This is a genomic window from Paenibacillus sp. JT22N1 (genome assembly GCF_059692155.1).
Window position 1 is genome coordinate 390,224 of the sequence record NZ_JCAUAW010000005.1, and the last position, 23,269, is coordinate 413,492.

The window sequence follows — 23,269 nt, forward strand, 5'->3', positions numbered from 1 at the left end:
TTCAGCGGTGTACTCTTTAGCGCTTGAAAAGGGTAAATCGTTGAAACACCCACTCAAGGGGTAGACAATACGGATTCATCATATCAAAGGAGGATTTATTCGAATGGCAGTTACTACTTACTATGAAAAAGATGCAGACTTAGCGGTACTTAAAGGTAAAACGATTGCAGTTGTTGGTTATGGTTCCCAAGGGCACGCACAAGCACAAAACTTGCGTGACAGCGGATTAAACGTTATTATCGGACTTCGTGAAGGTCGTTCATGGAATTCTGCAAAAAATGATGGTTTCGAAGTTGTATCCGTTGAAGAAGCAGCAAGACGCGCTGACGTAATCCAAATCTTGATGCCGGATGAAACACAAGCTCGCGTTTACCGTGAGTCCATTCAACCGAACATGAAAAAAGGCGCAGCAATCATGTTCTCCCATGGTTTCAACATCCATTTCGGACAAATCGTAGCTCCTGAAGGTACAGATGTATTCTTAGTAGCTCCTAAATCCCCAGGCCACATGGTACGTCGTACTTATGTTGAAGGCTTTGGCGTTCCTGGCTTGATCGCAATCGAGAAAGACGCTACTGGCAACGCAAAAGCAATCGGTCTTGCTTACGCAAAAGGAATCGGCTGTACACGTGCAGGCGTTATCGAAACTTCTTTCCGTGAAGAAACAGAAACTGATTTGTTCGGTGAGCAAGCTGTTCTTTGTGGCGGTGCTTCTGAACTGGTTAAAGCAGGTTTCGAAACATTGGTTGAAGCTGGTTATGCACCTGAAATGGCTTACTTCGAGTGTCTACACGAGCTGAAATTGATCGTTGATATGATGTATGAAGGCGGACTTGCTTCCATGCGCAGCTCCATCTCCAACACAGCTGAATACGGTGACTATGTAACTGGTCCTCGTATCATCACAGCTGAAACGAAAAAAGCAATGAAAGCTGTTCTTACAGATATTCAACAAGGTAAATTCGCTCGCGACTTCATCTTGGAAAACCAATCCAACTTTGCTTTCATGAACGCAACTCGTCGCAATGAAGCAGAGCACCCAATCGAAGTGGTTGGTAAAGAATTGCGCGAAATGATGCACTGGATCAAAAAGTAATCATAAGTACTAATTTATAGCAATACCTTCCACAGGGAGTGATTGAGGAGAATTTCCCAATCACTCCCTGTGAATACTATAAAGACGAGTAAAAATGTTGTCTTAAATCTTTTAATAACCTTCTTCGAAATGCTCAGTGGAGGGCTCAGTGTTTGCTGGAGAAGCGTAGCGTTCGTATTTGAAAACGTGTCCCTACTTTTTGTTTTAGTCAGATGAGGGGGACACGTTTTCAAGAAACGATCGGAAGTAAATGCTGAAGACCGGAACGGTTGTGAATTTCAAGTAAGGTATTAACACATTTAAACAACCATCTTTTAGGAGGTGACATGGTGCGCAAAATTTACATCTTTGATACAACGCTTAGAGACGGAGAGCAATCGCCAGGTGTGAACCTGAACACGCAGGAGAAAGTCGAGATCGCGCTGCAGCTAGAGAAGCTTGGCGTTGATCGTATGGAGGCTGGTTTCCCAGCCGCATCGCCTGGTGACTTGGCTGGTGTGAATGCCGTTGCGAGAGCCGTCAGGAATGCTTCTGTTATCGGTTTGTCCCGCTCGAAGGAGAGTGACATCGAGGCCGTCCGTGAAGCGCTACAGGGCGCTCAGGACCCGTGTATTCATTTATTCCTAGCGACGTCTCCTATTCATCGCCAGCATAAGCTGAAGATGGAGAAACACCAAGTGCTGGAGACAGCCGAAGCAGCGATTAAATATGCGAAAAAATATTTCAGCAAAATCGAGTTTTCACTCGAAGATGCAGGGCGCACTGAGCTGGATTTCATCGCAGAAGTAACAGCAATGGCTATTCGTGCTGGCGCTTCCGTCGTGAATATTCCGGATACAGTCGGATTTATGACGCCATACGACTACGGCAATATTTTCAAAATGCTGAAGGAGACCGTGCCAGGCATTGAGAAGATTCAGCTGAGCGCGCACTGCCATGACGACCTCGGAATGGCTACCGCTAACGCGCTAGCGGCGGTGTTGAATGGTGCCGATCAAATCGAAGGCACCATCAACGGCATCGGCGAGCGAGCGGGCAATACCTCGATCGAGGAAGTTGTCATGGCGCTCGAGACGCGTCAGGATTTCTACCAAGCGAAAACTTCGCTTGTGCTGAAAGAGATCTACCGCACCAGCCGTTTGGTCAGCAAGCTGACCGGCATGGTGGTGCCAGGCAATAAGGCGATCGTCGGCGCTAACGCGTTCGCCCATGAGTCCGGCATCCATCAGGATGGGATGCTCAAAGAGAAAACGACTTACGAGATTATTTCCCCTGAGACCATCGGGGTCAAGGAAAGTAAGCTCGTGATGGGTAAACACTCCGGACGCCATGCGTTCCGTGAGAAGCTAATTGATCTCGGCTACGACCTCGGAGACGAGCAAGTGAACGCGGCTTTCGCCAAGTTCAAAGATTTGGCAGATCGCAAGAAGCAGGTTGAAGACGAAGATATTCGCGCATTGATCGAAGAGAAATTGATCGAGACGCCGGAAATTTTCGCACTTGGCACGCTTCAGGTTGCATATGGCAACCAAATGACACCAACGGCAACGGTTCATGTTCGCTTCCAGGACGGCACCGAGGTGGCGGAAAGCGCAGTCGGTAACGGCTCGGTTGATGCGATTTACAACGCGATTGATAAAGCAACGAAGGAAGACGTTGAGCTCGATGACTATTCCATCAAATCCGTGTCCCACGGGAAAGATGCGCTCGGCGAAGTTCACGTTGTTCTTAAGCAGAACGATGTATCTGTTCAAGGTCGCGGTATTTCTACGGATATTCTCGAAGCAAGCGCCAAAGCGTATTTGGACGCTGTGAACAGGCTCATTGATAAACGCAAAACCCCAACAAGCAACAGAAGCAACGTCACGTTGATTTAATAATCTAGATCCAACGGCACCACCCAGATAAGCACCTCACCTCCAAGCATAGCGAGGAGGGGTGCTTTCTCCAAATGCGAAAGGATGCGTCCATTTATGAAATATCGATTTTCTAAATCGCTGGAAGGTTTCTCATCCTCGGCGGTAAGAGAAATTCTCAAGCTGACACAAGGCAGTTCGATTATCTCTTTTGCCGGTGGATTGCCTGCTGAAGAGTTTTTTCCTTTGGACGCGGTGGCTGATGCGTTTCAAAGAGTGATTGGCGGCGGGAAGTCAGCGCTGCAATATGGTTTAACTGAGGGCTACAAGCCACTTCGTGAATCCTTATGTAAGCGGATGGCTGCTAAGAATATGCAAGTAACACCTGACGAGATGCTGCTGACGACGGGTTCTCAGCAAGCAATCGATCTTATGACGCGTGTTTACATTGATGAAGGCGATGTCATTCTTGTTGAAAGCCCAACGTATTTGGCGGCGATTCAAGTGTTTCAAGCCAAAGGCGCTAAGATTTATTCGGTTGATAGCGATAAAGACGGTATGATTCTTGAAGATCTGTCGGCCAAAATTGCGAAGCACAATCCGAAGATGGTTTATGTCATTCCGACCTTCTCCAACCCGGCAGGCCGTGCATGGAGCTTGGAACGCCGTCAAGGCTTATTGGATATTTGCCGCGGCGCGGAAGTCCTTATTCTGGAAGATGATCCGTATGGGGAAATTCAGTTTGACGAAAGCGAAACCTATCCAACGATCTTCTCACTGGGTGGCAAAGCTGAAGGAGGGAATGTTGTTTACACCAGCACATTTTCCAAAACCGTCGCGCCTGCTTTCCGAACGGGTTGGGTGATGGGGGACGAGACGATTATTCGTCAAGTTGCTCGTTTTAAACAATCCGCGGACCTGCACTCAAGCACCATTGATCAACAAACACTGTATCATTTGCTTGAGAACTTTGACCTAGACGGGCATATTTCATTAATTCGCGAGCATTATTATGATCGGATGAAATTCATGTCAGGTCTGCTCCAAGAGTTAAACTGGCCTGGACTGAAGTGGGAAGAACCGAAGGGCGGCATGTTCATCTGGGTGGAGCTGCCGACGCAAATTCGTGCAGAAGATCTGCTGAAAATCGCGGTAAAAGAGGGCGTAGCGTTTGTTCCAGGATCCACATTTTACGCCGAAAATCCACAATACAACACGATGCGCTTGAATTACACGCATACGGATCGTGCGAACACGATTCTCGGTATGCAGAAATTAGCTAAGGCTATGGAATCATATCTACAAAATGCATAGAAGATAGCGCACCCTCATGCAAATTGGTCGTCTAAGACCACAGCATGAGGGTGCTTTTTTTGTGATTTAATTAGCGATGTGGCTTTGATTGTTTAGTTTCGGATCATTGACGTGGAATATATTTCAAATTATGATAAAAGGAGGACAATGGAAAGGATTGGTGACTTCATGTTGATACAGATTTCCAATTATTTGTTCATGGGTTCTTTAGTATTGCTTATTGTAACTTGTATTGCAAAAGGTGCATTGAGCCAGGGATTTACTAGTATAACTGGTATGGGCGGCAATAGCGGATCAGTCACTGATTTGAATATGGAACATAATCAAAAGAAACAATTCCAATTTCAAGATTCATTGGTTGGTAGGATCGTAAAGTCTTATTTCTTTTGGATTTCAGTTTCTGGTATTATCATTTCCATAGTTATCTCAAAGCTCTAAGATTACAAATTAGCCGTCAAGTCAGTGAACTACTACTGGCATTGGCGGTTTTTTGCTCAAAATGATCGAAGAAATTGTCTGTTGTTGAAGGAGGCTTTTCTTTGCTTAAACCAATCAACCGAAGCCGAGCAAGAATATTCCTTGGTAAAAAAGTGTATCGACTTAAAAGGTATCTTCAGTGGTATTTGGATGATAAGACATATGCCAGGGCGAAGCAAGCGGAACCTCTCCCTTATCTCTTATTTTCACATAAAACTCCACTCCTTAGAGAGTTGAAGGATGTAGATATGTGGCTACAGCATAATAAAGTGATTAATTTAAGGATCGCAGCCAAGCAGTTAAATGGTGTCATTATAAAGCCAGGAGAAACATTCTCCTATTGGCGGCTAATTGGCAGCACGACACGACGTAAGGGCTATCTGGACGGTATGGTGCTTTTTCATGGGCAGGTGCAGGCTGGCGTCGGAGGTGGGTTATGTCAGCTTTCGAATTTAATCTACTGGATGACGCTGCATACGCCACTTACCGTAACGGAAAGGTATCGGCACAGCTATGACGTATTTCCGGATGCAGGTAGGAGTCAACCTTTTGGAAGCGGGGCAACTTGTTTCTACAATTATTTAGACTTGCAAATTCTTAATGAGAAGAACGGGGAGTTTCAACTGGTTATCCGGGTCACGGACACTCATTTGGTTGGGGAGTGGCGTGCTGCAAGGCCAGCGATTCATACCTACGAGATATATGAGAATAGGCACTGGATTACCCGTGAATACTGGGGCGGATATGTGAGACATAATGAAATTCACCGTAGGGTGCTGAACCTGGAACGAGAAATTGTTAGGGATGAATGGGTGACCGAGAATCATGCCATTATGATGTATGAGCCCCTATTGCCGCAAGGCGAATCATCAGCTACAAATCAAGAAAATATTGTTCATAGTTAATCGGGAATTCTAACCTTCTTTTGCAGCTATTTGGATGATACATCCAGATGGCTTCTTTGCATTTGTTTGCATAACGTTGGTTTTCGAATAATTTTGCCTATATATGGGAAACTATTGGGTACATGATATCAGAATGGTGGTGCAGGGATGGGGACGATCCGTAGATGGTTAAATGGAATAAAATCAGTTCCAATCAAGAAATCATCCGATCATCTTAATCAATCGATTTCGGGGACCCTTGAAAATAACCTAATTACGCTGCAAGCATTATTTAGCTTTGCCCCAGATCTCATTACTCGTCAGTTTCAATTAAGAACAGGGGAAAATGCCGTACTTGTTTATTTGGAAGGGCTCATTGATAAATCAGCGATTAATAATAACATCTTAAAACCGCTCATGTATGAAATCAATTCGGTTAACGATGTTTGGAACTCTTCCACTACGATAGCAAAAACAGAAATTGTAACTTTATGGTCCCAAATTGAACAATCGATTTTCCAAGGCCAAAGCATCCTATTTATTGATGGGCAAGAGCGTTCGCTTGTTTTATGTACGCAAGGCTGGCCCCAGAGAGCGATTAAAGAGCCGCAAATCGAATCGACGCTAAAGGGATCACATCAAGGATTTGTCGAGACATCGGGGCAGAATATTGCCTTGATCAGACGCTATCTTCCTAATCGCGAATTGAAAATTAAAGAATACAATGTCGGATCTCGGGGAAATACGAGAGTTTCTGTGATGTATCTCGAGGATGTTGTACAACCTGGTTTCGTGAATGAAATGGAGGACCGCCTGCTGCAAATTAATGTGGATGCCATTTTAAATACGGGAGAATTGGCAGAATTTATAGAAGATCATCCAATCAGTCTGTTTCCACAATTAATCATGACGGAACGTCCGGATTCTGCTGCAGCCCATATTTTGCAAGGGAGAATAGTCGTCATTGTCGACCATTCACCCAGTGTGATTGTTGCTCCTGTAACCTTTTCGGCATTCTTTCAGAGTGTGGATGATTACAGTAATCGCTGGCTCATAGCGACTTTTCTACGTTTATTACGCTATCTTGCCTTAATTACGACGATCTCTTTATCGGCTGTATATATAGCCATTGTTTCGTTTCATTATGAAGTACTTCCTTTGGATTTATTGGTATCGATTGGGGAATCCAGAGCAAAGGTACCTTTTCCTCCGATTGTAGAGGCATTTCTAATGGAGATAGCCCTAGAGATGTTAAGGGAAGCAGGTTTACGTCTTCCAGGCCCTATTGGACAAACAATAGGTGTCGTAGGGGGTATTGTCATCGGTCAGGCGGCGGTCCAAGCGGGAATTGTAAGTAATATTATGGTGATTATCGTTGCCATCACGGCTATTTCCTCTTTTATTATCCCTGATTACGACATGTCATCTTCGCTACGCTTGCTCCGTTTTCCAATGATGATTATGGCCTCTTTGTTCGGTATGGTAGGCATTGTGATAGGGCTGATGATTATTGGGGCTCACCTTATTTCAATGGAATCTTTTGGAATTTCCTATGGAAGTCCGGTTGCTCCCATCCGACTGTCTGATTGGAAAGACGTATGGATTAGAGTCCCTATGTGGAAAATGAAAAAACGCCCGCTCTCGGCCGATCCAACTCAACTAAAAAGACAGGGAGCAAACAGAGAAGGTGAAGATCAACCATGAATAAATATTCGTTTAATCAAATTTCTTTGAAACAATACATCTTTATAATCTATAAAACCCAAGTAGGGATCGGTGTACTTTCCCTTCCCCGCGATTTAGCTAAAACTGGCGGTACCGATGGATGGATATCTATTTTGTTAGGTTGGATTTTGTCTATTCTTCTTAGCTTAATCATTATAAAAATCATGGAGAAAAACCCCGAAAAAACGTTATTCGAACTTTTATCTAAATACTTTGGTAAATGGGTAGGTAAAAGTTTATATGTTCTTTGGATACTGTACGCGGCATTTGCAGCAAGCGTGGTCATGTTTTCAACGATCCATATCATAAAGTTATGGATCATACCAGATATACGGAACTTCATCTTGATGATTCTGTTTATCATTCCCATCTATATGGTTACCAAGCATGGAATAAGGGTAATCGGACTCTTTGCTGAGCTTGTTTATCTTATCACTTTGTGGATGCCTTTCTTGTTGTTGTATGGATTAAAAGATGCCCATTGGCTGTTCCTTCTTCCAATCGGTAAAGAAGGCTTGTTTCCCATTCTGTCTACCGTAAAATCAACCATCCTTTCTTTCCTTGGGTTTGAACTGGCGTTCATTCTATATCCGTTTCTAAAAGACAAGAAATCCGCGTCCAAGGGAATTATTATTGCAAATTCTTTATCCATGCTTATATTTGTCATGGTGACAGTAATCAGTTATGTTAGGTTTTCTCCCGAACAGATCAAAGACTACACTTATCCCACGCTCAACTTACTAAAGCTCATCCGGCTGCCGTTTTTAGAACGATTGGAAATCATTTACCTTTCCTTTTATTTGTATATTCTATTTATGACGATCATTCCCTACCTGTATACAGCTGTGCTGGGCGTAAGTCAATTATGCGGCATGCAGGATCATCGAAATATTTTACGCATATTGATGTGCCTATGGTTCCTATCGTCATTCTTTTTCCTCCCATCTGCTTCCCAAGTAACTCAAATGGGCAAATCGTGGGGGACGGCAGGTACATATGTCGCTTATGGGTTTCCCATTTTCCTTTGGATCTACGGAAGGCTGTTTCATCATGCTAGAAAGGAACAGAAGCAATGAAGAAATGGCATGGCATTTTCTTAACATGGGCAGCTTTATTATGGTTAACCGGGTGCGGCAAGGCAGGTTCTATAGAGACTCAACGGTTTAATTTTGCTGTGGGTATAGATTTTGATGAAGAAAAGAAGTTGCTGCTCTACACATCAAGTCCTGTCTTCAGTAACGTAGCTAAGGATAGATTTAAAATTACATTCGCAACTGCGGATACGTTTCGTGAATCGAAGAAAAAACTCGAGTCGAAACTAAACGGCAATCTTGCATCTGGAAAATTACAAAGTATTCTTATAGGGAAAAAAATGGTGCAACAAACCAATGTATTACCCTACTTAGATGTCTTCTTTCGCGATCCTAAAAATGAAACTAATGCAAATGTGATTGTGGTTGATGGGGATGTGAAAGACGTGATGCATACGAATATGAGTGATAAAGGTCGATTAGGTGGCGTGATCAAACAATTGATAGAAAGCACATATAAAAGCAGAATTTCAGTGCTAACTACACTGCAGAAATTCCATCAACAAATGATGGATAATGCAATAACGCCATGCTTAACTGAAATGAGAGTAGAGAAAAATGATCTCGTTATTTCAGGGACCACTCTTTTACATGAAGATGGTACCTATGCTACTTCTTTTAATAAACAAGAAAGTTCTCTATTGCTATTTTTGCAGCGCAATATGAACAATCCCATCCCGTTAACGTTTCAGCTTTCTCCTGAGATGTTTCATACGGATGAAGAAATGTCTTATGTGAGTTTCAATATTAAAAAGGCAAAGGTTAATTTCAAAACAAAATTCGAAGGAAACCATCTTACCATCGATATCCAGATGAAGGTTCCGATCGATTTAACGGAACGTATGTTTACCTTAGACATGGAGAAACAGAGCAAACAGTTGGAACAAGCGATTGAACAAGAACTTGAAAAAGAATGCCAGGATTTAATTAAGAAAGCTCAAAAGAATCAAGTAGACCCCTTTGGTTTTGGGATTTATGTGCGGGCACACGATTATAAAAACTGGAAGAAAGTAGAGGATAACTGGGGAAAAGCTCTATCTGAAACAACCGTAAATGTTTCTCCTAAAGTTGCCATCAAAAGTATCGGAGTTTCCGAATAAAGCTAAGAGAAGGGGAAGATTAACCATGAACAAATATTCGTTTAATCAAATCTCCTTGATTCAATACATCCTTATTATATTTGAAGTCCAAGTCGGGATCGGTGTCCTATCCCTTCCCCGCGATTTAGCTGAAACTGCCGGTACCGACGGATGGATAGCCATTATATTGGGTTGGATTTTGTCTATGCTGTTAAGCTTAGTCATCATACGAATTATGGAGAAAAATCCCGAGTTTACATTATTCGAAATTTTGTCTAAATACTTTGGCAAGTGGGTGGGTAAAGGTTTAGCAGCAGCATGGAGTCTCCTCGCGGCATATGCAGCAAGTACAGTTATGTTTTCCACGATTCATATCATAAAAATATGGATCGTTCCGGATATACGGAACTTCATTTTAATGATCCTGTTTACCATTCCCATCTATATGATTACTAAGCAGGGAATAAGGGGGATCGGACTCTTCGCTGAGCTTGTATTTATTGTCACTATGTGGATGCCTTTCTTGTTGTTATTAGCACTAAAGGATATAGAGTGGATGTACCTTCTTCCGATTGGGAAAGGAGGCGTGTTTCCCATTCTGTCTGCTGTAAAATCAACCATATATTCTTTTGTTGGATTTGAACTGGCTTTCATCCTTTATCCTTTTCTAAAGGACAAGAAATCAGCGTCCAAGGGAATTGTTATTGCGAATTCATTAACGATGATGATCTATTTAACCTCTACAATCGTCTGTTTTGCTAAATTCGCTCCAACTGAGGTCACAGATTACGTTTATCCCATGCTCAACTTATTGAAGGTTATCCGATTGCCTTTTTTGGAACGGCTGGAGGTCATCTGCTTGTCCTTTTATTTGTTTATGATATTTATGACGATTATTCCTTTACTCTACGTGGCCGCACTAGGAACAAGTCAATTATTTGGCAAGCAGGATCATCGAAATGTTTTACGAATACTCATATGTCTATGGATCCTATTGTCATTCTTTTTTATCCCTACTTCTTCTCAAATAACGCTAATGGCCAATACGTGGGGAATAGCAGGTTTTTCTATCGCTTTTGTGTTCCCTATTTTCCTTTGGATTTACGGATGGATTTTTCATTATGTTAGAAAGGAACCGAAACAATGATAAGATTCAATTATCTTTTATTAACAATGACAGTTTTGTTGATTGTAACGGGGTGCGGTAAAGCCGTTTATATAGAGAATCAACAGTTTGTTCTTACAGAGGGTATAGATTTTGATGAGAATAATAAGCTAATCGTATTCACATCAACTCCTGTCTTCAACAAAGAAGCCACAGATAGATATAAAATCACATCAACGAGTGCTAAAACGATGCGCAAATCAAAAGGGGGAATTGATAGTAAGACGAGCGGCAGCCTTGCTTACGGAAAATCGCAAAATGTTCTTATAGGAAAAAAACTGCTGCAGCACAGAAACGCATTTCCCTATTTGGATGTTCTCTTCCGCGATTCCCGAAATGAGATTAATGCGAGTGTGATTGTGGTTGATGGGACCGTTAAAGATGTGATGTATACGAACATGAGTGATAAAGGTATGATCTCCAACGTGATTAAACAACTGGCAGATAGCTCAAAAAAGAGCAGTATTACAGTGCAAACCTCATTACAGGAATTTCATCAACAAATGAAGGATAAAGGAATGACGCCTTTTTTAACTGAGATGAAAGCTGAGAAAAATGAACTCGTTATTTCAGGTACTGCTCTTTTACATAAAGACGGCACCTATGCGGCTTCTTTGAATCATCAAGAAAGTTCTCTGCTCCTATTATTACAGCGCAATGTGAATAACCCTTTACCGTTAACGTTTCAATTACCTCCTGAAATGTTCCATACGAATGAAAAATTGTCCTATGTGAGTTTCAATATTAAAAAGGCGAAGACTAAGTTCAAGGCAAAGTTCGAAGGAAGCGATCTGACCATCGATATCGATACGAAGGCTCAGATCGATTTAACGGAGCGAATGTTTGCCTTAGACTTAGAGGAGAAGAAGAAACAGCTAGAACAAGTCATTGAAAAAGAGTTGAAAAAAGAATGCGAGGCTTTAATCAAGAAAGCTCAGAAATATCAAGTAGATCCCTTTCAGTTTGGCTTTCACGTCCGTGCACATCATTATAAAAACTGGAAGAAGGTAGAGGATAACTGGGTAAAAGCACTATCTGAAGCAACGGTAAATGTTTCACCTAAAGTGATCATCAAAAGTATTGGGGTTTCCGAATAGTCACTTGAGAAATGTTAATAGGTGATACCTATAAATGCGATAGCTTTTATATCTAAAGAAGAGGGGCTACTTATGATACAATGTTAGCAGTATATAACGATAGTAAATGCTTTTAACAGCAGGTTTACTAATCTAAGGAGTGAATGGCAGTCATGGCAGATGTGAAGAAAATCGCTGTAATCGCTGGAGACGGAATTGGTCCAGAAGTCGTTGCAGAAGCGGAAAAAGTATTGAAACGTACCGAAGAATTATTCGGTTATCAATTTGAAACAGAGCACGCCTTGTTCGGCGGTATTGCGATTGATGAGAAAGGAACACCACTTCCGGAAGAAACGTTGAAAGTTTGCCAATCGGCAGACGCTGTACTTCTAGGAGCTGTTGGCGGACCGAAATGGGATAACAACTCCAAAGAGCTTCGTCCTGAAACGGGCCTGCTCGGTATTCGTAAAGCGCTTGGACTGTTCTCGAACATTCGTCCAGCTTTCATCTTTGACTGCTTGAAAGAAGCTTCCACATTGAAACCTGAAGTGCTGGAAGGAACGGATTTGATCGTTGTTCGTGAATTGACTGGCGGGATCTACTTCGGTGAGAAATTCCGTCGTGAAACAGCAAATGGTCAAGAAGCTGTCGATACTTGTGCTTATAATGTCACTGAAATCGAGCGTATTGCTCGCCAAGCGTTTGAAATCGCACAGACGCGTCGCAAGAAGCTTGCTTCTGTAGACAAAGCGAACGTTCTGGAAACTTCCCGTCTATGGCGCGAAACCGTGAACCGCATTGCGGTTGATTATCCGGATGTTGAGCTAGAGCACGTGCTTGTTGATAACTGTGCGATGCAATTGCTGCGCCGCCCATCCAGCTTCGACGTCATCGTGACTGAAAACATGTTCGGCGACATTCTGAGTGATGAAGCAGCCATGCTGACAGGTTCCATTGGTATGTTGGCATCCGCTTCTCTTGGCGAAGGCAGCTTCGGCTTGTACGAGCCGGTACATGGCTCCGCTCCGGATATTGCAGGTCAAGGCATCTCCAATCCAATCGCAACCATTCTTTCGGTAGCATTGATGTTCCGTTTGACATTCGGTTACCACGAAGCTGCAGATTCCATCGAGCGTGCAGTGAAAGAAGTGCTGGATGCGGGTCACCGTACAGGCGACATCGCGGTTGATAAGAGCACAGCAATCGGTACCCTTGCAATGGGCCAATTGATCGTAGACGCTATGCGTAAATAATAAAATAAGCTTGCCCGACGAGGCCTTCGAGGCTTCGGAGGGCGAGCTTTTTTTGAAGAAATGGAGAAATAGAAAGGCAAGTTGTACGGTGTACAACAATTCACAGGCAACATCATTGTTTTCTTGTTAAGCTTGCTTCAAACATATCAATGATATATAGGAATCGTTCAGCCTCACGAAACACATGGTCTGCAAGTAAAGGATGAATGATACTTTTTATCCGACAAGCATCGATTAAATCCTTTGCTGTTTTTTTGAAATCACGCAGAGAAACGACAGAAACCCGATTCTGATCAAGGAATTGGTCGAGAAGTGGCTCCGTTTGGGATTGAGGACGCATTCCGCTTAAATCAATGGCTTGAAAGAGCAGTTGGTCAAAATCTTGGCTAAAGTTTCGAGCTTGCTCAACTAGTTTTCGTTCGGACGGATCAAGGAGATGTCCGATGAACTTTGCATGGTCAGCCATTATTCTCAAAAAGAAAACATTTTCATCAATGATCGCATCAGGCAGCGGTTCTAATCGACCAGCATTCAATTCCTCTAATCGATTTCTAAAATAATTGGCCTCTCTGCTGGTATGATCAACTAATAAAGGGAGATTATTACCGCCTGGAAGTTTACATTGAATGATGAGACCTAAAACCCTTCTTTTAAAAGCCCAAATATGGGTTGCGGCTAAGTGAACTTCCATGTTAAAGCGTCTGATTTGCTCAGGATCAGTTAACTCCGTGAATGCATGGGATTTGCCTTCTATTTGTTCAAAAGTATGATAAAAATGATCTGCTTCTTGAATTAATTGCGTATCCTCACACCGAAATCCCAGCTTCAGAAATAAAGAATGCTCTTTCATAATACGTGACCAGAATCGTATCTCATCCAATGAACGACTAACGAACTCATTTGACAATTCCGACACTCTCCTCAAGAAGTAGTCTGATACCTATGTATAATCTTCGTGTGAGGAGCTTATGCAGATGTCGTGAAAATAGGACAACGAATGACTGCGATTGATTTGAATAGTAAAAAAAGAACAAGGAGCAGGTCGCCGTAGCAAACTACTCCTTGTTCTTGTCGGGTTATTTCCCATTACCTAAACTCAGGCGGGGTTCTCCGAGCAACATTCGTTAAAATGGCCGCTTCAATCACAGCTTTGCGCACTTGTATCACGACTTGTTCATTGAAAATACTAGGGATAATGTAATGTTTATTGAGCTCTGCCCCTGAAACGACGGAAGCAATCGCTCTCGCCGCGGCCAGCTTCATCGGCTCATTAATTCGCCGTGCTCGGCAGTCGAGTGCGCCTCTGAATAATCCTGGGAATACAAGCACGTTATTAATTTGATTCGGATAATCGCTTCGTCCCGTAGCAAATACAGCAACATGCGGGAGCGCTTCCTCCGGCGTAATTTCAGGATCGGGATTGGCCATTGCGAACACGATGCTTTGAGGAGCCATCTTCTTCACGTCTTCTTCTTTCAAAAGGCGACCTCTTGACACCCCGATAAATACATCTGCGCCTTGAATCACTTCTTGAAGCGTTCCCTCTGTCGATTCCACCTGAGGCTGTTCGGCAAGCCATTGCCACATAGGGTGGTCGTAAGTCCCACCGCGCACGATAGCTCCTTCCCGATCTACAGGAACGAGGTTCGTAACGCCTGCCTGGAGCAGCATTTTACAAATGGATACGCCTGCAGCACCTATCCCATTAACGACAATACGGATATTTTCAATCCGCTTGCCAACGACTTTGAGTGCATTGAGCAGTCCCGCTATCACAACGACGGCTGTTCCATGCTGATCATCATGAAAGACAGGGATCTCCAGCTCTTCAGCGAGCCTGTTCTCAATTTCAAAGCAGCGTGGTGAGCTAATGTCCTCCAAGTTAATACCGCCGAAAATCGGACTAATCGCTTTGATCGTACGAATGATTTCTTCGGTATCCTGGGTATCCAAACAGATCGGGAATGCATCTACGCCAGCGAGCTGCTTGAAGAGCATAGCTTTACCTTCCATAACCGGAGCTGCAGCATGCGGGCCAATGTCGCCTAAGCCTAGAACAGCAGTACCATCAGTAACAACTGCCACCGTATTTCGCTTAATGGTAAGTGAATACGCTTTCTTCGGGTTTTCAGCTATCGCCGTACAGACTCGGGCAACACCAGGGGTATATACCTTGGATAAATCATCGCGATTCTTGATCGGAAGTGTCGGCTGAATGGTAATTTTGCCACCTAAATGCACGAGAAAGGTGCGATCAGAGACGTTGATGATTTTAATGCCCTCGAGTTGTTTCAGAGCTTCTGCGATTAACGCTTCATCCTTATCCGAAAGATCGACAGTAATATCCCGAATGGAGAAATCATGACCTGGACGTATCACGTCAATAGAGGTAATATCTCCTCCGGACTTGCTGATTGCAGCCGCTACATCGCCGAAACTAACCTTATTATGATCTAACTCTAATCGGAAAATAATACTTGTTTGCGCCACTTTAAACCCAACCTCTCCACTTTACAGCTTCAGCCATGCGCTTAAGTCCAACCATGTAAGCTGACAAACGCATGTCCACGTTTTTCTCTTGTGAAGTTCGATAAACGTTATGGAAGGAGTCAACCAGAATTTTATGCAGTCTCTCGTTAACCTCTTCCTCCGTCCAATAATAACCTTGATTATTTTGAACCCACTCAAAGTAGGATACCACTACTCCCCCCGCGCTGGCTAGGACGTCGGGAACAATCATGATGCCTCTTTGTGTTAAAATCTCTGTAGCGATACTAGTAGTAGGACCGTTAGCAGCCTCAACCAGCAGCTTCGCCTTGATTTGCCAAGCATTTTCCTCCGTTATTTGATTCTCTATAGCCGCTGGCACTAAAATGTCACATTCCTGAACTAGTAACTCTTTATTCGTGATACGGTTAGGAAATAAATTCGTAACGGTTCCGAAAGAATCCCGTCTATCCAACAAATAATCGATATCTAATCCGTTCGGGTCATACAAAGCCCCGCCCGCGTCGGAAATACCTACCACTTTAGCGCCCGCATCATGCACGAATTTGGCCAAATAACTGCCCGCATTTCCAAACCCTTGTACAATGATTTTCGCACCTTGGATAGGAATCCCAAGCACTTTGGCAGCTTCATTCATTACAATACTTACACCTAATGCTGTGGATGTTTCACGTCCTATAGATCCGCCTAGAACCAGCGGCTTGCCCGTAATAAATCCGGGTGAATCAAACTCGCGGATGTGGCTGTATTCATCCATCATCCAGGCCATAATTTGCGAATTGGTGAATACATCAGGTGCCGGAATGTCTTTGGTTGGTCCGACGACTTGGCTGATAGCACGAACATAGCCCCGGCTAAGCCGCTCTAACTCTGGAAAAGACATCGAACGCGGATCACATTGAATTCCGCCCTTGCCGCCACCATAAGGCAGATTTGTAATGCCACATTTAATACTCATCCACATGGAGAGCGCTTTAACTTCTTCCTCAGTAACATCAGGGTGGAAGCGGACGCCCCCCTTCGTTGGTCCAACCGCATCATTATGTTGAGCGCGATAGCCTGTAAGCACTTTAACCGATCCATCATCCATCTTTAATGGGATTCGTACCGTCAATAGGCGCAATGGTTCCTTTAGCAGCTCATAAAGGGAGTCAGAGTACCCCATTTTTTTCAATGCCGTTTCAATCACCAGCTGCGTTCTTACCAACACATCTACATTTTCCACATTTTCTACCTTAACGCTCATCTCATATTTCCCCCTAGTATTTATAGATAAGTACTCTTAAAAAAGAGCCCTCCATTTAATTATAGAGGGCCCCACACAGCCTTAAATTTTGCGGGACGTTAATTTAGCTTGTGTAAAGAGCAATAGGTAGTCATAACCGCCTGCTTTGGAATCTGTACCTGACATATTGAATCCGCCAAACGGGTGTACGCCGACTAACGCACCTGTGCATTTGCGATTGATGTACAAGTTACCGCAATGTACGGTCTCCAGAGCTTCAGCGATACGTTCCTCGTTCGTGGAGAAGTAAGCGCCTGTCAAACCGAATTCAGTGTCATTGTAAATTGCGATCGCTTCTTGCCAATCTTTCGCTTTCGCAATAGCGAGCACCGGTCCGAAGATCTCTTCTTGCATAATCCGTGCTTTGCCGCTCACATTACCGAATACGGTTGGTTGGATGTAATAGCCGTTTCCTTCAGCCTTCTCACCGCCGGCAAGCAGAGTGCCTTCTTGTTTACCGATTTCGATATATTCCAAAATTCTTTCGTACGAAGTCTTATCGATAACTGGACCTGCAGCGAAATTGTTTTCTGGCAGCCCGATTTGCAGCTGCTTCGTCAGAGCGGCTACTTTTTCTACAACCTCGTCATACACCGATTCCACAATAACCGCTCTGGAACCAGCTGAACATTTCTGGCCTTGGAATCCGAACGCTGATGCGACAATCGCGGATGCTGCTGCATCCAGATCAGCCGTTTCATCGACGATAACGCCATCTTTTCCACCCATTTCAGCAACGACGCGTTTGATCCAAATCTGACCTGGAACCGTGTCCGCGGCCAACTTGTTAATGCGCAGACCAACCTCTTTGGAGCCTGTAAAGCTAATGAAGCGAGTCTTCGGATGTGTCGTCAAATAATCGCCAACTTCAGCACCGCTTCCCGGAATGAAATTGATAACACCGTCTGGAAGTCCTACTTCTCGCATCAAAGCAACAAACTTGTGCGCAATGATTGGAGTAGTAGAAGCAGGTTTAAGAAGAACTGTATTACCTGATACAACTGCAGCTGTCGTCATGCCCACGCATATAGCGAGCGGGAAGTTCCAAGGAGGAATAATAACTCCAACGCCAAGTGGGATATAGGAAATCTTATTGTCTTCACCGGCAATTTTGGTTAACGGTTGAGTCTCATTGATTTCGCTCAAACGAATGATTTCCCGAGCGTAGAACTCGATGAAATCAATAGCTTCCGCGGTATCTACATCAGCTTCAACGTAGTTCTTACCTGATTCCAAAATCATAAGCGCAGAAAATTCATGCTTACGTTCACGCATAAGCGCTGCCGCTTTAAACAAATATTCTGCTCTCTCTCTTACATGAACACGCTTCCAAGATTCAAAAGTCTCTAAAGCGGCTCCCATTGCTTTTTCCGCTAGTGCCTGATCCGCTTTGCTCACATATCCAATGACTTCATCCACATTACCTGGGTTAATGGATTTGATTTTCGCTTCTGTAACGACTTTCTCTGATCCGATATAAAGCGGGTACTCTTGGCCTAATTCCGATTTCACTTTCGCAATTGCAGCTTCCATGGCTTGCTTATTTTCATCCAAAGAAAAATTAGTGAAGGGTTCGTTTGCATAAGGGGTTACTTTTGTAAATGTGCTCATATTCGTTCTCCTCTCCCTTTGCGGGCCTATTTAAACATATTTTTAAGAACAAACCAGGCATTCGCTGGCCGCTCGGCTAACCGTCTCATAAAGTATCCAAACCAATCGACACCATAGGGAACGTAGACGCGGACCCGGTATCCTTCCTTAACTAATTGCTTCTGCATCTCTTCACAAATACCATAAAGCATCTGAAATTCAAATTGATCTCTGGAGATTCCGTTCTCAATTACGAATTGTTTCGTGAAGTTGATGATCGCTTCATCATGGCTGGCAACAGCCGTATAATGACCATTTTTCAAATGCATTTGAATGATTTTTTTATAATTTTCATCGACGTCTTTCTTTTCTGGAAAAGCAACTTGAGGGGATTCCTTATATGCCCCTTTAACGAGACGCAAGTTGGCACTCAGCGTACTCAAATCCTTAATATCTTGCTCCGTCCGGAACAGATAAGCTTGAATCACGATCCCGACATTATCGAACTCTTCTCGAAGCTCACGATAGATATCAAGCGAAACTTGGCAGTGCGCGTAATCCTCCATATCGATCCGAACAAAATTATCATATTTGCGAGCTCGATTCAGAATTCGTTTCATATTGTTTACGCAAAGCTCTCTGCTGATATCTAGGCCGAGTGATGTCATTTTCAATGAAAGATTGGACTGTACGCCTGAGCTAGCAATGGCATCTAATGTTTGTATGCACATATCAGCGGACAATGTAGCTTCTTCTTCACTAAAGACGAATTCTCCTAGATGGTCTAAAGTAGCTATTCTACCATCCTTATTGAGACCGCTTACAGCATCAATCGATTGTTTGATGGTTTCACCAGCTACAAAACGGGCGGCTCCAAAACGAAGGCCGTACTTTTTGGCTAATCGATTCGCGGAGCGGCTTTTGCCCAATGATTGAAACATGTTTCTCAGCATCATTTCCATGTATGATTCCCCCAGAAGAATTGAACAGTGTTGTTTAAATGTATAAACGAACTATACACTATTATTTAAATTTTGAACAGATATTGTTTAAAAATAATATGATGCGGGTGAAATGATTGAACAATTTGCGTGGGACAGCCAATTCCATACACGCTTTGCTGATTCGAAGATAGAAGAGTTCTCCTCCTATTGTAAAAGAATCAAGCGTCGTTGCCTTTGGCAGCGAAGCTTGTATTTACAACAGAAGATCTCGCTCTTATTAACAAATGCTCGAATGATACGGACATCGCCGCGTATTTGGATGAAAACTTACGGATTTTTGCTAGGCTAAGTGAGATAGAGTAGTGGAGGAAGTGCTTAATCATTCGATCAGTAACTATGTTTTCCTTGTGTTTTGTTTGCGGTTTTTTTGAAGAAATGGGGGTGGGGGAGCAAGGCAAGTTGTACGGAATACAACAATTTCATTGATTTCTTCTTGGCAATGCTAAGAATGTTCATCAACATTACTCTAACCCAAGAACGGCGTAAGCCGTTCATTTTATTATATCAAGCTTCGCTCTAGGCGCCGACACTTCGAGAAAGGAGTGCTGCGCTTCTTCAGTATGGAAGAAATGTGCAAAATTGTTCATATACAACAATGAACAATTAAATAATATACACAATAAACACAAATGTAAAATATTTCTTGTACACTTTTTTCTGTTTTGTGTATAGAATGAACATCGAACACACAACTAGGGGGTCTACTATGAATAAGCGAATTAAAAGCATGTTTGTTGTAAGCGCTATCACAAGTTTGATGATTTTGAGTGCTTGCGGACAAGGAACGACCTCCAGCGGTAAAGCTGCCGATGGCGACATTTTGATCGGACTGCAGCTTCCACTAAGCGGTAACGAAGCGAAAATGGGACAAGATATGAAACAAGCCGCTGAACTCGCTATAGAGAAAATCAATGGGACAGGCGGTATCAACGGCAAAAAGATCAAACTGACTGCTGAAGATGACGCTTGTGATCCACAAACCGCGACGGCGGCCGCTAACAAACTGGTGTCTCAGGGCGTTACCGCAATTGTAGGCGGTTATTGCTCCGGAGCTACGATTCCGGCAACTGGTGTTTACCATCAAAGCGGAATCCCGATGGTCATTACCGCTGCTAACTCGATGAAGATCTCTGATCAGAAGTTCCCGGAAATATTCATGATCAATGGTACGACTCTTCACCAAGCGGAAATTGCAACCGATTACATGATGAAAAAGAAAAACGCGAAAAAAATCGCCATCATTCACGATAATTCCGGTTATGCGAAAGATTTAGCTGAACGTACGAAAGCTGCCGTTACCGCTGCAGGCGGACAAGTTGTCGTCTATGACGCGATCAATCCGGATGAAACGGACTTTTCCCCGCTTGTTTCCAAGCTGAAGCAAGCTCAGCCGGATGCAACGTACTGGACTGCTTACTATAAAGCAGGCGGATTGTTTATCAAACAGTTCAAACAGCAGGGCGTTAGCGGAATTATCGGCGTAGGTGACGGAGCAAACGACAAAACAATCGTCGAAATTGCTGGCAAAGGCGCGGTTGAAGGAGCTTTCATCACAACACCGCCAACAGCAGATTTGCTGCCAGAAGCGAAGAAGTTTACGGAAGAATACAAAGCGAAATTCAACCAGGAGCCAGGTCCTTACTCCGCACTTGAATATGACGGTATGAACATTATGGCCGATGCGATCAAACGTGCGGGTTCTACGGATAAAGCCGCAATCGCAGCTGCATTGAAGAAAACGGAACTTAAGACTCTGAATTCCGATCAAACAGCCTTTAACGACAACGGTACGCTGAAGAAATCGAACTTCGTGATGTTGCAAATCAAGAACGGCAGCTTTTTGAAAGCCGAATAATAGAGATTTCAAACAATTTTGGAGTGGTGCGGTGCCAGATGGCGCCGTACGCCACTCTAACAGGAATAGGAGTGCCCGCCTTGCAAATAACGACTGACTTGTTTATTCAACAGTTGATCAACGCGCTCATCATCGGCTCGTTCTACGCATTAATCGCTCTGGGCTATTCCATGGTTTACGGCATTATCAAATTGCTGAACTTTGCCCATGGTGATGTGTTCATGGCCGGTGCTTTCGTTGGCTATACCGTGCTTGCGAAGCTTACCGGCGTGGGAGGAAGCGTACTAGGATTAGTGGCTGCCTTTGTCATTTCAATGATTGTAACCGGATTTCTCGGGATGGGTATTGAACGGATTGCTTACCGTCCTCTATTGAAGGCACCGAAGCTGTCCATTCTCATTACCGCGGTAGGCATGTCGCTTGTTCTTGAAAACGGCGTGATGGCAGCATTCGGCTCCAAGCCGCATATTATGCCGATTACACTACCAACGGCAGGCTTTCAATTGTTGGGTGCGCAAATCACTTATACGCAGATCGGGATTATCACCATCTCGGTCCTACTCATGGTTGGACTGCAGCTGTTTATCCACAAAACCATTTATGGGAAGGCGATGAGGGCAATCGCCCTTGACCAGACGGCATGCAGCTTGATGGGCATCAATGTGAGACGCGTAATTGCGCTTACGTTCTTTGTAGGCTCATCTCTCGCAGCCTCGGCAGGCATGATGAATGCAACTTATTACGGCACAATCACCTTTATGATGGGTTTCATTTTCGGACTGAAAGCGTTTACAGCAGCGGTCATCGGCGGAATCGGCAGCATTCCGGGTGCCATGCTAGGCGGTCTTGTGCTTGGACTTCTGGAAACATTCGGGACATATGCACTCGGAAGCGAGTGGAAGGACGTATTTGCCTTTATTATTCTCATTTTATTGCTAGTCTTGAAACCAACCGGCATGCTTGGAAAAAAAGTGACGGAAAGGATGTAGATGATGGAGAAAACGATACACCATACCGTTGCCAAACCGAAATTACTGGAGAAACGCAAGCCCTTACTGCTTGGGATTCTACTCGTTGCCGCGGCGCTATTTCCGTTCTACGCAGGCAACTACTGGCTTGACGTTGGGTTTCTGGCCGTGTTTTACATTTGTCTTGGACTCGGGCTGAATATCGTCGTCGGTTATGCTGGACTGCTTGATCTCGGGTACTCCGCCTTCTTCGCAGTAGGAGCGTACACAACAGGCATATTGATGACCCAGTTTCATATGAATTTCTGGCCTACGATGCTGATAGGTGGCGCTTTGGCGGCCTTAGCCGGCATTCTCGTTGGAGCTCCGACGCTTCGTTTGCGCAGCGACTACTTGGCCATCGTTACACTAGGGTTCGGCGAAATTGTTCGCATCTCTGCCAAAAATCTCGATTTTACAGGAAGCGCCTCCGGCATTTACGGCATTATGAGTCCGTTTCCGGCTCCGGTGCAGTTTGGTGGCGTAACGATCAACAATTTAAGCTATTCGTTCTGGGCAATCCTCGCGCTTATGCTGATCGTCATCTTCGTATCCTTGCGTTTGAAAAATTCGCGAATCGGTCGTTCCTGGGCTTATATCCGTGAAGACGAAGATGCAGCGGAAGCAATGGGTATCAACCGCACGCGATCGAAACTTGCTGCTTACTCGATGGGTGCCATGCTCGGTGGCCTGGCCGGTTCCATCTTTGCTGTCAAGATGACGGCGATCGCGCCGGAAAGCTTCAGCTTCATGCAATCGACGATGATTTTGCTTGCCGTCATTCTCGGCGGAGTCGGCCGAGTATCCGGTGTTATTATCGGAGCCGTTCTTGTTATCGTCATACCGGAATTGCTTCGGGATTTCGACAAAGTCGTTCATTTGAACATCGGCGTCGATCGTTACCGTTACCTAGTATTCGGCGTCGCGCTTGTAATTTTAATGATTTTCCGTCCTAAAGGGCTCGTCCCCGACAAAGAAGATACGGAACAGTAACCGGAGGTGAA

At 44.0% G+C, this 23,269-nt stretch carries 19 protein-coding genes; 14 read left to right on the forward strand and 5 right to left on the reverse strand.

Going from position 1 to position 23,269, the window contains the following annotated elements; genetic code table 11:
* The first annotated feature begins 103 nt into the window (after window positions 1-103).
* From ilvC to leuB, 11 genes are all read left to right on the forward strand, one after another.
* A complete protein-coding gene (gene ilvC, locus AC58UU_RS12970) occupies window positions 104-1,096 on the forward strand; it encodes a ketol-acid reductoisomerase (RefSeq protein WP_047681140.1) in 993 nt (330 codons plus the stop codon).
* 329 nt (window positions 1,097-1,425) lie between these two features.
* A complete protein-coding gene (locus AC58UU_RS12975) occupies window positions 1,426-2,973 on the forward strand; it encodes a 2-isopropylmalate synthase (RefSeq protein ID WP_029199208.1) in 1,548 nt (515 codons plus the stop codon).
* A 96-nt stretch (window positions 2,974-3,069) separates the two neighbouring features.
* The gene (locus AC58UU_RS12980) at window positions 3,070-4,266 is read left to right on the forward strand and encodes an aminotransferase-like domain-containing protein (protein ID WP_497316150.1); all 1,197 of its coding nucleotides are present in this window, start codon (window positions 3,070-3,072) and stop codon (window positions 4,264-4,266) included.
* A 168-nt stretch (window positions 4,267-4,434) separates the two neighbouring features.
* Window positions 4,435-4,704, forward strand: a complete 270-nt coding sequence (locus AC58UU_RS12985; RefSeq protein WP_497316152.1) for a hypothetical protein — start codon at window positions 4,435-4,437, stop codon at window positions 4,702-4,704.
* A 101-nt stretch (window positions 4,705-4,805) separates the two neighbouring features.
* Window positions 4,806-5,648 carry a VanW family protein gene (locus tag AC58UU_RS12990; RefSeq protein ID WP_497316154.1) on the forward strand — a complete coding sequence of 281 codons (843 nt, stop codon included), beginning with the start codon at window positions 4,806-4,808 and terminating at the stop codon, window positions 5,646-5,648.
* A gap of 147 nt (window positions 5,649-5,795) precedes the next feature.
* Complete coding sequence (locus AC58UU_RS12995) at window positions 5,796-7,331, forward strand: spore germination protein (protein WP_497316156.1); 1,536 nt, start codon at window positions 5,796-5,798, stop codon at window positions 7,329-7,331.
* Window positions 7,328-8,428 (forward strand): GerAB/ArcD/ProY family transporter, encoded by a 1,101-nt coding sequence (locus AC58UU_RS13000; protein ID WP_497316158.1) that lies wholly within the window; start codon window positions 7,328-7,330, stop codon window positions 8,426-8,428. The genes AC58UU_RS12995 and AC58UU_RS13000 overlap by 4 nt, the downstream gene beginning before the upstream one ends.
* Window positions 8,425-9,543 (forward strand): Ger(x)C family spore germination protein, encoded by a 1,119-nt coding sequence (locus AC58UU_RS13005; protein WP_497316160.1) that lies wholly within the window; start codon window positions 8,425-8,427, stop codon window positions 9,541-9,543. The genes AC58UU_RS13000 and AC58UU_RS13005 overlap by 4 nt, the downstream gene beginning before the upstream one ends.
* Window positions 9,544-9,568: 25 nt before the next feature.
* The gene (locus AC58UU_RS13010) at window positions 9,569-10,669 is read left to right on the forward strand and encodes a GerAB/ArcD/ProY family transporter (protein ID WP_497316162.1); all 1,101 of its coding nucleotides are present in this window, start codon (window positions 9,569-9,571) and stop codon (window positions 10,667-10,669) included.
* Between the two features lie 26 nt (window positions 10,670-10,695).
* Complete coding sequence (locus tag AC58UU_RS13015; protein WP_497316164.1) at window positions 10,696-11,784, forward strand: Ger(x)C family spore germination protein; 1,089 nt, start codon at window positions 10,696-10,698, stop codon at window positions 11,782-11,784.
* A gap of 152 nt (window positions 11,785-11,936) precedes the next feature.
* Window positions 11,937-13,016, forward strand: a complete 1,080-nt coding sequence (gene leuB, locus AC58UU_RS13020; protein ID WP_056835930.1) for a 3-isopropylmalate dehydrogenase — start codon at window positions 11,937-11,939, stop codon at window positions 13,014-13,016.
* A 112-nt stretch (window positions 13,017-13,128) separates the two neighbouring features.
* Here leuB and AC58UU_RS13025 read toward each other — a convergent pair whose 3' ends face one another.
* The 5 genes from AC58UU_RS13025 to AC58UU_RS13045 form a co-directional block, all read right to left on the reverse strand.
* Window positions 13,129-13,923, reverse strand: coding sequence for a DUF2935 domain-containing protein (locus AC58UU_RS13025; protein ID WP_497316166.1), 795 nt, complete (start codon window positions 13,921-13,923; stop codon window positions 13,129-13,131).
* Between the two features lie 179 nt (window positions 13,924-14,102).
* On the reverse strand, window positions 14,103-15,506 hold the full coding sequence (locus AC58UU_RS13030) for an NAD-dependent malic enzyme (RefSeq protein WP_497316168.1): 1,404 nt from the start codon (window positions 15,504-15,506) through the stop codon (window positions 14,103-14,105).
* Between the two features lies 1 nt (window position 15,507).
* Window positions 15,508-16,770, reverse strand: coding sequence for a Glu/Leu/Phe/Val family dehydrogenase (locus AC58UU_RS13035; protein ID WP_497316170.1), 1,263 nt, complete (start codon window positions 16,768-16,770; stop codon window positions 15,508-15,510).
* A gap of 81 nt (window positions 16,771-16,851) precedes the next feature.
* A complete protein-coding gene (gene pruA / locus AC58UU_RS13040; protein ID WP_497316172.1) occupies window positions 16,852-18,420 on the reverse strand; it encodes an L-glutamate gamma-semialdehyde dehydrogenase in 1,569 nt (522 codons plus the stop codon).
* Between the two features lie 26 nt (window positions 18,421-18,446).
* On the reverse strand, window positions 18,447-19,361 hold the full coding sequence (locus tag AC58UU_RS13045; RefSeq protein ID WP_497316174.1) for a proline dehydrogenase family protein: 915 nt from the start codon (window positions 19,359-19,361) through the stop codon (window positions 18,447-18,449).
* 748 nt (window positions 19,362-20,109) lie between these two features.
* Here AC58UU_RS13045 and AC58UU_RS13050 point away from each other — a divergent pair.
* From AC58UU_RS13050 to AC58UU_RS13060, 3 genes are all read left to right on the forward strand, one after another.
* Window positions 20,110-21,258, forward strand: coding sequence for a branched-chain amino acid ABC transporter substrate-binding protein (locus AC58UU_RS13050; RefSeq protein ID WP_497316176.1), 1,149 nt, complete (start codon window positions 20,110-20,112; stop codon window positions 21,256-21,258).
* Between the two features lie 80 nt (window positions 21,259-21,338).
* Window positions 21,339-22,247, forward strand: coding sequence for a branched-chain amino acid ABC transporter permease (locus tag AC58UU_RS13055; RefSeq protein ID WP_497316178.1), 909 nt, complete (start codon window positions 21,339-21,341; stop codon window positions 22,245-22,247).
* On the forward strand, window positions 22,248-23,258 hold the full coding sequence (locus AC58UU_RS13060; RefSeq protein ID WP_497316180.1) for a branched-chain amino acid ABC transporter permease: 1,011 nt from the start codon (window positions 22,248-22,250) through the stop codon (window positions 23,256-23,258).
* Window positions 23,259-23,269: the final 11 nt, after the last annotated feature.